This is a genomic window from Bradyrhizobium sp. BTAi1, from assembly GCF_000015165.1.
Taxonomy (GTDB): Bacteria; Pseudomonadota; Alphaproteobacteria; order Rhizobiales; family Xanthobacteraceae; genus Bradyrhizobium; species Bradyrhizobium denitrificans.
The window spans coordinates 3,254,128-3,267,076 of the sequence record NC_009485.1; the positions used below are offsets into that span (position 1 = coordinate 3,254,128).

At 62.1% G+C, this 12,949-nt stretch carries 10 protein-coding genes and 1 pseudogene; 7 read left to right on the forward strand and 4 right to left on the reverse strand.

Annotated features, from left to right (window positions below):
• Nucleotides 1-29: 29 nt before the first annotated feature.
• The 3 genes from BBTA_RS14515 (at nucleotide 30) to BBTA_RS14525 (ending at nucleotide 2,240) form a co-directional block, all read left to right on the forward strand.
• The gene (locus BBTA_RS14515) at nucleotides 30-809 is read left to right on the forward strand and encodes a hypothetical protein (protein WP_012043241.1); all 780 of its coding nucleotides are present in this window, start codon (nucleotides 30-32) and stop codon (nucleotides 807-809) included.
• A gap of 219 nt (nucleotides 810-1,028) precedes the next feature.
• A complete protein-coding gene (locus tag BBTA_RS14520) occupies nucleotides 1,029-1,508 on the forward strand; it encodes a peptidoglycan-binding domain-containing protein (protein ID WP_012043242.1) in 480 nt (159 codons plus the stop codon).
• Between the two features lie 162 nt (nucleotides 1,509-1,670).
• Entirely contained in the window at nucleotides 1,671-2,240 is a 570-nt protein-coding gene (locus BBTA_RS14525) for a hypothetical protein (RefSeq protein ID WP_012043243.1), read from the forward strand.
• A gap of 202 nt (nucleotides 2,241-2,442) precedes the next feature.
• Here the strand turns inward: BBTA_RS14525 and frc (BBTA_RS14530) are convergent.
• Nucleotides 2,443-3,477: pseudogene (gene frc, locus BBTA_RS14530) on the reverse strand (formyl-CoA transferase); the annotation flags it as partial.
• Nucleotides 3,478-4,026: 549 nt separating this feature from the next.
• Between frc (BBTA_RS14530) and BBTA_RS41315 the strand changes: the two are divergent.
• The 4 genes from BBTA_RS41315 to BBTA_RS14550 all read left to right on the forward strand — a co-directional run bounded on the left by BBTA_RS41315 (nucleotide 4,027) and on the right by BBTA_RS14550 (nucleotide 8,586).
• Nucleotides 4,027-5,127 carry an AAA family ATPase gene (locus BBTA_RS41315; RefSeq protein WP_012043245.1) on the forward strand — a complete coding sequence of 367 codons (1,101 nt, stop codon included), beginning with the start codon at nucleotides 4,027-4,029 and terminating at the stop codon, nucleotides 5,125-5,127.
• Nucleotides 5,128-5,995: 868 nt separating this feature from the next.
• Nucleotides 5,996-6,838, forward strand: coding sequence for a S8 family serine peptidase (locus tag BBTA_RS41320; RefSeq protein WP_256374717.1), 843 nt, complete (start codon nucleotides 5,996-5,998; stop codon nucleotides 6,836-6,838).
• Nucleotides 6,839-7,153: 315 nt separating this feature from the next.
• A complete protein-coding gene (locus BBTA_RS14545) occupies nucleotides 7,154-7,663 on the forward strand; it encodes a hypothetical protein (RefSeq protein WP_012043247.1) in 510 nt (169 codons plus the stop codon).
• Between the two features lie 44 nt (nucleotides 7,664-7,707).
• Complete coding sequence (locus tag BBTA_RS14550; RefSeq protein WP_012043248.1) at nucleotides 7,708-8,586, forward strand: hypothetical protein; 879 nt, start codon at nucleotides 7,708-7,710, stop codon at nucleotides 8,584-8,586.
• 333 nt (nucleotides 8,587-8,919) lie between these two features.
• On the opposite strand, the gene frc (BBTA_RS14555) is transcribed toward BBTA_RS14550, so the two are convergent.
• From frc (BBTA_RS14555) to BBTA_RS14565, 3 genes are all read right to left on the reverse strand, one after another.
• Nucleotides 8,920-10,197 carry a formyl-CoA transferase gene (gene frc / locus BBTA_RS14555; RefSeq protein ID WP_012043249.1) on the reverse strand — a complete coding sequence of 426 codons (1,278 nt, stop codon included), beginning with the start codon at nucleotides 10,195-10,197 and terminating at the stop codon, nucleotides 8,920-8,922.
• A 65-nt stretch (nucleotides 10,198-10,262) separates the two neighbouring features.
• Nucleotides 10,263-11,993 (reverse strand): oxalyl-CoA decarboxylase, encoded by a 1,731-nt coding sequence (gene oxc, locus BBTA_RS14560; RefSeq protein ID WP_012043250.1) that lies wholly within the window; start codon nucleotides 11,991-11,993, stop codon nucleotides 10,263-10,265.
• A gap of 61 nt (nucleotides 11,994-12,054) precedes the next feature.
• Complete coding sequence (locus tag BBTA_RS14565; RefSeq protein ID WP_012043251.1) at nucleotides 12,055-12,786, reverse strand: GntR family transcriptional regulator; 732 nt, start codon at nucleotides 12,784-12,786, stop codon at nucleotides 12,055-12,057.
• Nucleotides 12,787-12,949: the final 163 nt, after the last annotated feature.

Here is a 12,949-nt window from a genome sequence, read left to right on the forward strand (position 1 = left end):
CAGGCAGCAATCGGCTCGCGACGTTTGAGATGGCGCAGCGAGCAGAAGAAGCTTCGCTGGTGGTGGCGCATGAGACACGCTATTATCGCGTCGTTATGACACGGCCCGTTTGCAGCATCCGCTCCAAACTTGTGATCGTCGAAGGGATCATGGGATCCGGCAAGTCGACGAGCGTACGGCGAATCGCAAATCGATTGAATGGATCCGGCATCGCCGCCCTCGGCATCACCGAGGGCGTCAGCCCACATCCAATCCGCTTCGATTGGAACGAGCCGTGGGCGGACATGCCGGCAACGCAACTGGCAAAATCGGCCGCCGCATGCTGGCGAACCTACGTCAATACGGCCTCGATGTCAGAGCGCATCACCGTTGTCGATGGGCAACTTTTCCATGGCAATCTGACGTCATTGTTCCTGCTTGATGCCGACACGGCCCTGATTCGTGGCTACATTCGTGAGGTTGTGGCTGCCATCAAGCCCTTATGTCCCTTGCTGATCTACTTTAATCAGGATGACGTTGACCGGGCGATCAGAACGGTCGCTGCCGAGCGTGGCGATGCATGGGTGACATATCAGGTCGACTGGAAACTGGGATCGCCCTATGCCGTCAGGCACGGCCTGATTGGCCTTGACGGGCTCATCGAGTTGTACCGTCATTATCGCAAGCTCACCGACCGGCTCTACGCAGAGCTGGATATCCCGAAGATCAGCATCGAGAACTCGGGAAGGGAATGGTCGAAATACGAAGCGACCATCGATACCATTCTGATGCACCCACACGGGACTGCCGAGATGGCGAATTTGGACTGATCACTGGGTTCGTTGCCGCAGGGGCATTCAGACCATCTTCGGCAAGACGGTCCAGATTTTGCCCAGGTCCTATGTCCAGCGTGCGGTGCGATGTAACAATCGACGCCAGTCTCGGGAACCGTGCAGGACGGGTGGCGGTTGATCTGCAGCGATGCGGGATTGCGCTCTCCTCTCACGGCAGAGCGAATCATCGGCAGGCTTGAGGGGGAGGGAAGGGTCATGCGCGCCTTGATCCTGGCATTGTCCATCCTGACGATCGTGGCGAGCGCGCCTGGTGCGAACGCGGGTCTGAGCAGTTCACCTCGTGAATCGGGCGCTCCCGCCGAGACCGCGGTCGCCACCGCGGACGCAGATCAGCAGACCGAGAACCAGATCGGACTCACCAAGGCGAAGCGCCGCGCCGTGCAACAGGGACTGACACGGCTTGGGTTCGGCACCAAGATCAATGGGACGTTCGACGACCAGACCCGCGCGGCTATCGTGCGCTGGCAGGAGGAGCGCGGCTACCCCGCGACCGGCTTCTTGAATGCCGCGCAGCACAAGGTGCTGATGGCCGCCGCGACCGAGGCTGCCAAATCCGACCGCCAAGCCCGTCGTCACGCTGGCGGGCGTGCGCGCTCTTCGCGCAATGCGGGAGGCCCCATCGGCGCGATCGGCGGGGCGATGCACCGGGTGGTGGGCGGAATATTCGGCAGGTAGCTCGCCCAGCCGTGAGATCGTCGGAAGACGCCAGCGCCGTCGTTCAAAGAGCAGACCATCGCAGTACGTTATCAACAGCCGAGAGAGTGCGCTAAGATCGACGCCCGTTGTTGCCATCGGCTTGGCGACGGAGGCGGGCGGGATGGACGTTGGAGCCGGAATATGGACGCCGCGAGAAGGCGCCTCATTTGGGACCTTGTGCAAGGAGGCGTTTCGGAGAACTCTTTCATCGCGCAATTTGGTGCAGATCCACGAACGACGCCCGAGATCGTTCGCACCGAGCTTGAGGAGAGTGTCACAGACAGATCGCCCGATAACCTCAAATATGCGCTTATCCTCGCATTTCGTTTTGGTCTCTCACGGCAATGGGCTCCGTTGCTGTGCAAGCTAATGGAAGGGGATTGGCACGACAGTCACGAAGACATAGCCCACGCCCTCCAAAACTTGCGTTTGCCGTCCACGACTGACTGCCTGTATCGGACCGCGTTGCGCAAGCATGATTATCTTGCCTACAACGACAACTACGCCTTGGCAGTGAAGTGCATCTGGGCACTGCACGATATTGGAACGCGCGAGGCGGTCGAGAAACTCCAGCTTCTGTCGCAGTCCGATTTGTCGGCGCCCATTCGCGAGAAGGCTCTCAAGCGACTATCGGCGCTTGCGGCAAGGCGTCCTGACGACCCGGAGCCTGTCTATCGCCTGGCAAGAGACGGAACGGTGCGGCCCGGCTGAGATCGGCTGGATCTCGGCGCGAAGAGTACGGCAACGGACGAGACCGGATCCTGCGCAGAAGCGTAACAGGACAGGGCAAATCCTGGTCTCGGTAGGTGAAAATCAAAAAGCCGCCGGACGACGCCGGCGGCTTGGTGTCGATGGGAGGCCTATGCGGTGGCAATTGCACCGCACCTGCTGTCGTTTGGCGTCAGGCCGCCGCTTACTCCGCCGCTTCCTTGCGCGGTGGATCGAGCGCGCCGGAATCGTGGATCTCGGCGACCTGGTGGTCGCTGAAGCCAAGCACCTGGCGCAGGATCTCGTCGGTGTGCTCGCCGAGCAAAGGCGAGCGGGTCACCTCGGCCGGGCTGTCCGACAGCTTGATCGGGTTGCCGACCGAGAGATATTTGCCGCGGGTCGGGTGGTCGACCTCGACCAGGGTGCCGGTCTTGCGCAGCGACTCGTCCTCGGCGATCTCCTTCATCGACAGGATCGGGCCGCAGGGGATGTCGAACTCGTTGAGGATGTCCATGGCCTCGAACTTGGTCTTGGTCATGGTCCACTGCTCGATGCGGCCGAAGATCTCGTTCAGGCGCGGCAGGCGGGCGGCCGGCTTGGCGTAGTTCGGATCGGTCTTCCAGGTGGGCTCGCCGATCACGTCGCAGATCTTCTCCCAGACCGGGGCCTGGGTGATGAAGTAGATGTAGGCGTTCGGGTCGGTCTCCCAGCCCTTGCACTTCAGGATGCGGCCCGGCTGGCCACCGCCGGAATCGTTGCCGGCGCGCGGCACGGCGTCGCCGAACGGCACGCCCTCACCGAACTGGCTGTATTCCTTGAGCGGGCCGCGCTCCAGGCGCTGCTGGTCGCGCAGCTTGACACGGCAGAGGTTGAGCACGCCGTCCTGCATCGCAGCCGTGACGCGCTGGCCCTTGCCGGTATGGGTGCGCTGATAGAGCGCGGTGACGATGCCGAGCGCGAGGTGCAGGCCGGTGCCGGAATCGCCGATCTGCGCGCCGGTGACCAGCGGCAGGCCGTCACGGAAGCCGGTGGTCGAGGCGGCGCCGCCGGTGCACTGCGCGACGTTCTCGTAGACCTTGCAGTCCTCGTAGGGGCCAGGGCCGAACCCCTTGATCGAGGCGACGATCATCTTCGGGTTGATGGCCTGGATCTTCTCCCAGGGGAAGCCCATGCGGTCGAGCACGCCGGGGCCGAAATTCTCGACCAGCACGTCGCACTTCTTGATCAGCTCGGTCAGAACCTAGGATTGGCTTCATTGACGGCGCTTCTGGGCACGGATCGGCGATATCCGGTTTCCGCACAATGTTTTACGTTGCAACCATAGCATTTTGACTTGAACGGAACAGGAACATTGTCGCATTGTTCAAAGGAATGGTGGTTTCGAATCCATCCGATCCGCGATTGGGCGCGTTGGGAGAAACAAGGTGCGCCTCCCGTCGTTGTTGCGAATGGAAGAAAGTCTCGACGTCTCAACCGATCATTTAGGCGCGGCCGCCAAAATGGCCTGTGGAATATGCTGCTTGCTGGTGAACTGAAAACCGGGCTGGTCCGAACATGGGCCGGGATGCAAAAGATGCGAAATGGGCCCGAATGATGCGATTACCGAGGTTGTGCTGCACCCAGGATGCTCAAGCGTCTGGACGCCGGCCCCGTTCCATAAGGTCCGTCTCCAATCTGCCAACCTTGCGTCGCGAGCCATGATCGGCCACCATTCGTTAAGAAGGCGCTCTTGTCGGGTATCGGTGCAGCTTTCTGGGCGATTGGGGCGCGCCTATGAAGGGACAGTAACATGAGCAAGGGGCGTTCGGCATTTCGGCTGCACACGGCCTCCGGGCAGGACATCCCCAAGTCAGTAAGCGACACCATGTCGGCGCTGATTCGCGAAGCCCACCGCCAGAATTCCAAGGAGACTAATGAACGGGCTGCGTCCGCGCGCTTGGCGCGGCCGTCCCATTTTGCGGGCGGAGGCTCCCCCATGCTTCCCGAAGCCTTGCGCGGCCTCCTTCGCGAAACCGAGCCGACCAGACGGATCTCCGACCTCGTTCTCCCGCGCGGGATCGTCGGCGACCTGCAGGACCTCGTTAGCGAAATCCGCGAAACAGCGCTCCTGCGCTCGCATTCGCTTGAGCCGAGACACAAGGTTCTGCTCATTGGTCCGCCCGGTACGGGCAAGACAAGCCTTGCCTCGGCGCTCGCCTTCGAGCTTGCATTGCCGTTCCTCACCGTCCGATACGAGGGACTCGTCGGAAGCTATCTCGGCGAGACGGCCTCGCGCCTGCAGGAGATCGTCGAATACGTCTCTCACACGCCCTGCGTACTGTTCTTCGATGAGTTCGATAGCGTCGGCAAGGAAAGATCCGACGCCCAGGAAACTGGTGAGATCAAGCGCGTCGTGTCCTCGCTTCTGCTCAACATGGATTCGATGCCTAGCCACTGCGTGGTCGTCTGCGCCACCAACCATCCCGAAATGCTCGACCGCGCCGTCTGGCGCCGCTTCGAACTGCGGATTGAATTGCCGCCCCCCGGCGAGGCCGAGCTACGCGACTGGTTTGAGCGGACCGAAAAATCCTTCGGCCATATCGGAATGTCGGCTGACGAGTTTGTTCGGCTGTTTTCCGGTGAAACCTTCTCCGAAATTGAAGCAGTAACAGTGGACGCAAGGCGAAAAGTCGTTCTATCACGGGGCCAAGTGGCGCCGAGCGACGCGTTCCGGGGGGCGGTCGAGCGATGGCAGCGGCGCCGAAACGTAGGGGGATTCGCCGCCGATGGCTCAACGTCCGATCGTACGAATCCTGCGCGAGCCCGCTCGACTAGGAAGAAAAAAGGGACGGCGACCGCACTTCCCCAAGGCGATCTCCTCGGCCGACCAGGCGAAGAGACACAATCATAAGTTCGAGGGTATCGAGAACGGCATCGCGAGTATCCTCGGCGGCGCCGATCTGAAGGATTCGCCCGCGGAAGTCGCCCCCGACAGGGCGCTTGTCTTCGAGGTCATCGGTCCCGTCTCCACCGTTGCCAAGCTGATCGAGGCCGCGCGAAGCGCAGGAATCGAATGGCTTGGCGAGGATTACGATCTCTCCGATGGCGACGATGATCACGGCGGCGCGGACGACGACGCGGGCGAAAAGGCTGGGCAGGGCGACGAAGACTCGGACGACGCCCAGAGCATGCTTTACGTCACCATGCCGACCCTCAAGGGTCTGCAGAAGGTCGTCTCGCTATGGAAGCGCTTCACCAAGGGCGAGGAAAAGCCACCCGGCGCCGACGGCGAATGGTGGGCGTTGTTCAAGTATCTGAGCGACGTCCGCCCTTGGTCCGCTAAGGACAGGGTCGATCCGTTCATGGAAGCCTACGTCGAGCGCATGCTGCAGGATCGCCCGAACGATCCGGTCAGAGTTGAAATCGACCTGTGGTATCGCTCGGATCCCGATCTGCGCGCGCAGGCCGGGACCTATCTCCAAGCCCTGATGAACACCGTCGACGGCAAGGTCCTCGACTTCGAGACCATCGAGCCGATCCACTATCAGGCCGCGCTCGTCGAGATCTCCGCCGCCGAGGCGCTGAAGCTTAGGCAGACCGAAGGCCCGATCGCCAATGCCGATCGCGTCATGAAGGTCCGCCCTCAGTCGCTCTACAGATCGGATGGCGAACGTACCGACGAAAAAGACCCGCCTACGGGCGCCCCGGAAGGCGACGCCAACCCGTCACGCCCCGCGGTCGCGGCGCTCTTGGACGGCTATCCCGTGCAGAACCATGTCATGCTGGCCGGTCGCCTCGACATTCAGGAAGTGGACATCACCGCGGACACCGTGCCGGTCGCCCGCCGGAAGCACGGCACCTCCATGGCTTCGCTGATCGTGCATGGCGATCTCGGCGAGCCGCAGACCCCTATCGATCGTCCGCTCACCGTCGTGCCCGTCCTCGCCGCGCCGCAAAACCTCAACTACGAAACCACACCGCAGGATAAGTTGCCGATGGCCATGGTCTACCGGGCCGTGACCGCGCTCATGGAAGGCATCGACGGCAAACCCGCGCAAGGCGACGGGATCGTCATCATCAATCATTCTGTCTGCGACAGCGAAGCACCATATGCGCAAAGGCCGACATACTGGGCCAAGCTCCTCGACTATCTCAGCCACGAGTACCGCCTGCTGTTCATCGTCAGCGCGGGCAATTCCAACGAACCATTCGCCATCGATGGCTACGACGAAGTGGCCGACTTCAACAATGCCGATCCCGTCGAGCGCCAGATCGCGATCCTGAGAAGCGTCGAAAACGCTAAGGGCAAGCGGGCCATTCTCAGTCCCGCAGAAACGATGAACGGGCTCACCGTCGGCGCAGTCCACGGCGACAGCGCAGGCGCATTCCCGCCTGGCATCATCGATCCCTACGATCCTGTGTCGGGTGTCACCAACTTGGCATCATCGTTCGGGCTCGGCATCAACCGCGCGATCAAGCCCGACCTGATCGAACTCGGTGGACGTCAACTCATCCGTGTAAACAAGGACGATGAAGGGCTTTACGCCTCCGCCCACGAACACTATTCCGTCGGACAACTCACCGCCATCCCCGATACCTCGGGTCTTGCCGACGATAAATGAGGGCGCGCCACCGGGACAAGCAATGCTGCTGCGCTCACCACGCGTGCTGCAGTCGGGATCGTCGATATCGTCGAAGACCTCTTTACCGAGAATAACGAAAGCTGGGTCGATAGCCCGACCCGCGCCGTCGTCCTCAAGGCTCTGCTCGCTCATGGATGCGCATGGGGACAAACCGGTGAACTCCTGCACAACCTCTATCCCGGCCGCTGGCGCCGCAAGCGCGAAGCCATCGCCCGAAGCATAGGCTACGGGAAGGTCGATCACCATCGCATCCGCGATGAGCAGGGACATCGCATCACGCTCCTCGCCGACGACATGATCGCCCACGAAAGCCTGCACGAGTATCGGCTCCCCATCCCGCGCGCGATGATCAATAACAGGGAAATCCGCCGAGTGACCCTGACCCTCGCCTACAGCAGTCCCATCGATCCGGTCACCAACCGTTATCGCGGTGTCATCGTCGAAATGGTCGATGAGGACGGCAAGCGAAATTTCTGGGAAGGACTCGATGGGGTAAAGGACAGCAAGGGATCCAAGATCCCGACGGGGCCGGTCGCCGACGTTACTAGGAAGGGCACTCTCCAGCACATTGTCCTGCCGGGCAAGAAGCTCATCAAGAACGCCAGGAAGGGATACATCTTCGTCGGTGTGCAGGCACGTGCCGAACTTGTCGCCTTCTCGCAGGAACTGGTCCCCTATGCGCTCGCCGTCACCATCGAGATGGCCCAGCCGGTCAGGCAGGATCTTAACGCCGACGTCGCCTCGCGCGTGCGCGTCAAGAGCATTCCGGTCCCGGCACGCCCGCGGACAAGAGTAAGAACCTGAGACGCAAAGCCGAAGTGTGATAACTTCAAGAGTGAGAACCTGACATGGCCTGGTCCGCGAACGACAGCCTTGGAGCCCAGAACCCAAAGGTGGTCATCCAATATCTCCGCGACATCGGCGACGACGAAGCCGCCGCCAAGCTCCACGCCAAAGGTGGCACCGGGCAGGGCCTTAGCCTGTCATGGTTCGATCAGGTCTACGGTTACACCGGTGTCCTCATCGGATACATTCCGGCGACGGCCACCAAGGCCGTGTCCGACATCGAGAACGCCGTCACGCTTTCGCCCGACCAGACGTTGAAGAATACACGGGTCAAGATCACCCTCGAGCGCCTCTACGTGCATTGCTATCCCGGAAGGGGCCAGCACGAAATCATCTGCGAGTTCACAGGAAAGAACCAAGCAGGCGGCGAGCGCGAAGAGATGCAGTTTGCATTGACGACACAGGCCAACGATGGTGCCGCCGCCTCGATTAACGGCGCTCCCATCTTCCTCGGCGTGACCGTGGGCCACAACGGCATCGCCTTTGAAGGTCGTACCATCAATGTCGGCAGCAAGGGCGACGAAGACTTCCTTGCCGCCTTGAGCGGCAGCTCGTTCCGTGATGGGCTGAGCCTGCTAACGACGGTTCAACCCGCCCTCAAGCCGTTCGTCGGCCTCGCATCGTCGGTGGTCGGCGCCGTACTCAAGCGCAGCAAGAACAAGCAAATCCACTCCTTTAATCTCGGATTCGATTTTGCAGAAAGTCAGACATCGGTCGCGCTGCGTCACGGCTCCTTCGCGATCGTCCAGACCGACGACCACGATTGGGACTGGTCGCGTCTGGCATGGAATGCAGACTCTCAACGCATCGTCCACAAGGACACGGGTGCCGCCATCGCCTTCAACTATCTCATCCTCAAGATATCGCCATTCAACGATTGAACTGCCGGAACAGGGAGTGGTTCTGGAGTGCATCAAGCGGTCGGAACGACATGCATACGCCTTGGCACAGACTGTTCGAGGCGACAAAAATGGAGAAGTTAACTCCGCGGGCATTGAGTTCGATCATCGCGTGGTACGGCAAGATCTTGTCGTCTCGGAGTTCACCAGCAATGCTATGCTGGCCCCGGTTAAAAGGGTAAGGAAAACGCGATTGATTGGCTTTTAATCGCACCGGGCAAGCCGATTAAGAACGCGTCCGGCAAAACTCCACCATTCCGGGTTTGAGGTCTGCAGCCTCGCCCCGGAATGGCGCTGTTTGTGAAGCCGTTCGCCTTACTCCGCAGCTTCCTTACGCGGTGGATCGAGCGCGCCGGAGTCGTGGATCTCGGCGACCTGGTGGTCGCTGAAGCCAAGCACCTGGCGCAGGATCTCATCGGTGTGCTCGCCGAGCAAAGGCGAGCGGGTCACCTCGGCCGGGCTGTCCGACAGCTTGATCGGGTTGCCGACCGAGAGATATTTGCCGCGGGTCGGGTGGTCGACCTCGACCAGGGTGCCGGTCTTGCGCAGCGACTCGTCCTCGGCGATCTCCTTCATCGACAGGATCGGGCCGCAGGGGATGTCGAACTCGTTGAGGATGTCCATGGCCTCGAACTTGGTCTTGGTCATGGTCCACTGCTCGATGCGGCCGAAGATCTCGTTCAGGCGCGGCAGGCGGGCGGCCGGCTTGGCGTAGTTCGGATCGGTCTTCCAGGTGGGCTCGCCGATCACGTCGCAGATCTTCTCCCAGACCGGGGCCTGGGTGATGAAGTAGATGTAGGCGTTCGGGTCGGTCTCCCAGCCCTTGCACTTCAGGATGCGGCCCGGCTGGCCACCGCCGGAATCGTTGCCGGCGCGCGGCACGGCGTCGCCGAACGGAACGCCCTCACCGAACTGGCTGTATTCCTTGAGCGGGCCGCGCTCCAGGCGCTGCTGGTCGCGCAGCTTGACACGGCAGAGGTTGAGCACGCCGTCCTGCATCGCAGCCGTGACGCGCTGGCCCTTGCCGGTATGGGTGCGCTGATAGAGCGCGGTGACGATGCCGAGCGCGAGGTGCAGGCCGGTGCCGGAATCGCCGATCTGCGCGCCGGTGACCAGCGGCAGGCCGTCACGGAAGCCGGTGGTCGAGGCGGCGCCGCCGGTGCACTGCGCGACGTTCTCGTAGACCTTGCAGTCCTCGTAAGGGCCAGGGCCGAAACCCTTGATCGAGGCGACGATCATCTTCGGGTTGATGGCCTGGATCTTCTCCCAGGGGAAGCCCATGCGGTCAAGCACGCCGGGGCCGAAATTCTCGACCAGCACGTCGCACTTCTTGATCAGCTCGGTCAGAACCTCCTTGCCCTTGGGGTTCTTGGTGTCGAGCGTGATCGACCGCTTGTTGTGGTTCAGCATCGTGAAATACAGGCTGTCCACGTTGGGAATGTCCTGCAGCTGGCCGCGGGTGATGTCACCCACGCCCGGCCGCTCGACCTTGATCACGTCGGCGCCGAACCAGGCCAGCAGCTGGGTGCAGGTCGGTCCGGACTGGACGTGGGTGAAGTCGAGAATGCGAACGCCCTCGAGCGCCTTGGTCATGTGTTGCTCTCCGTAACGATTGGTCATCCCGCATCTCGCGGGCAGGTGATGTCTTGCGGGTGGCCTTACTTCTTCTTGGTCAGCGCGCTCTGCGGATTGAGGTTGCCGATGCGGCCGCTCTCGGATCCGGCTGCGGGATCGATCACGGCGTTGATCAAGGTCGGCTTGCCGGAATCCATCGCTTCGTTGACGGCGCGCTTCAGCTCGTCCGGGGACGTGGCGTTGACACCGACGCCGCCGAAGGCCTCCATCATCTTGTCATAGCGCGCGCCCTTGACGAACACGGTGGTCGCCGGATCGGTGCCCGCCGAATTCTGATCGGTGCCGCGATAGATGCCGTCATTGTTGAAGATGACGACGCAGATCGGCAGATTGTAGCGGCAGATGGTCTCGACTTCCATGCCGGAGAAGCCGAAGGCGCTGTCGCCCTCGATCGCCAGCACCGGCTTACCGGTCTCGACGGCCGCGGCGATCGCCGAGCCCATGCCGATGCCCATCACGCCCCAGGTGCCGACGTCGAGCCGCTTGCGCGGCTGGTACATGTCGATGACGCCGCGGGCGAGATCGAGCGTATTGGCGCCCTCGTTGACCAGGATCGCGTCGGGACGCTCCTTGATGATGGTGCGGAGCACGCCGAGCGCGCCGTGATAGTCCATCGGCGAGTTGTTGTTCATCAGCCGCGGCGCCATCTTGGCGACGTTGTCCTCGCGCTTCTTCTGCACCGACGAGGTCCACTCCGCCGGCGCCTTGGGCCAGTTGCTGCCCATCGCCTCGGAGAAGGCGGTGACGACAGAGCCGATGTCGCCGACCACGGGGGCGGCGATCTCGACGTTGGAGTCCATCTCCTTCGGCTCGATGTCGACCTGGATGAACTTCTTCGGCTGATCGCCCCAGCTCTTGCCCTTGCCGTGCGACAACAGCCAGTTGAGGCGGGCGCCGATCAGCAGGACGACGTCGGAGTCCTTCAGCACGGTCGAGCGCGCCGCGCCGGCGCATTGCGGATGCAGGTCGGGCAGCAGGCCCTTGGCCATGCTCATCGGCAGGAACGGCGCGCCGCTCTTCTCGACGAAGGTCTTGATGGCGTCGTCGGCCTGGGCGTAGGCCGCGCCCTTGCCGAGGATGATCAGCGGGCGTTTGGCATTCTTCAGCAGCTCAAGCGCGCGCTTGACGGAGTCGGGCGAGGGGATCTGCGCCGGCGCCGGATCGATCACCTTGACCAGCGAGGCTGCGCCGGCCTGCGCGTTCATGACCTGGCCGAACAGCTTCGCCGGCAGGTCGAGATAGACGCCGCCCGGACGGCCCGAGACCGCGGCGCGGATGGCGCGGGCGAAGCCGATGCCGATGTCCTGGGCGTGCAGCACGCGGAACGCCGCCTTGCACAGCGGCTTGGCGATCGCGAGCTGATCCATCTCCTCATAGTCGCCCTGCTGCAGGTCGACGATCTCGCGCTCCGACGAGCCGGAGACCAGGATCATCGGGAAGCAGTTGGTCGTGGCATGCGCCAGCGCGGTCAGGCCGTTGAGGAAGCCGGGGGCTGACACGGTGAGGCAGACGCCGGGCTTCTTGGTCAAGAAGCCGGCGATCGCCGCGGCATAGCCGGCGTTCTGCTCGTGACGGAAGGAGAGCACGCGAATGCCTTCAGCCTGCGCCATGCGACCGAGATCGGTGATCGGAATCCCCGGCACGTTGTAGATCGTGTCGATGCCGTTCAGCTTCATCGCGTCGATGACGAGATGGAAGCCGTCGGTGAGCTCCTCGTGGGTCTCCGCCTCAATCTTAACAGCAGTCTGCGCCATGCGCCTCTCTCCCTGGTCGTGTAGCGAAGGCGCATTCCGCGTCTTCTTCTGATTGAACCTGTCAGCTAAACAATTCCTGGCCGTGCGTCTCGACGTAGGTCGCAAGGCCAAGCGTATGATCGCGAGCCCGCTTCTCGGCGAGCTCGGTGTTGCGTTCCTCCAGCGCCTCGATGATCGCGAGATGCTCGGGCAGGGACGCTGCGATTCGGTCGGTGCGGCCGATCGTGAGCTGGCGGTAGCCGCGCACATGGAGCAGAATGTCGTTGGTCATGTCGACCAGGACCGGCGATTCCGACAGCGAGATCAGCGCCTGATGAAACGCGATGTTCGCCTTGGAATATTCCTCGATGTGCTCCTGCGGCGGACGGTCCTTGCCGAAATCCTTGAAATAGTCGCGCAGCGCCGTGATGTCCTTTTTGCGCGCGATCGTCGTGATCAGGCGTGCGGCCATGCTCTCCAGCGCCGCCCAGGCGCGGATCATGTCGACGATCTCGGTCTTGGTCCGGCGCACCACGACGATGCCACGGCGCGGCACGGTCTTCACGAAGCCGTCCTGTTCGAGCATAGCAATGGCTTCACGGATCGGCGTGCGGCTGACACCGAGGCGCTCGGACAGAGCGCGCTCGTCGAGCATCACGGGCTCGGGCGAGGCGTAGATGTCCATCTTGAGAATGGCTTCCTTCAAGGCCTCATAGGCCTTGTTCTTGAAGCTCGTCTCCGGCGCGATGCGAGCGATCGCGATGTCGGCCTCGGCCATGATGGGCAATGCCTTGTTCGTTTTCTCTGTAGACAAGACCGATCTCCTCTCCTTGGGAGATGTCTGTGTACAGCATTTTGCGTCCAATATTTTTGGCATGCCAGATGCCAGACTGTCAAGGCGACCTATTTTTCCGCGTTTCCACATCTTCGACGCGCTTGACAAAGTTTGGTTCTGGCATACCAAATGCCATAAACGA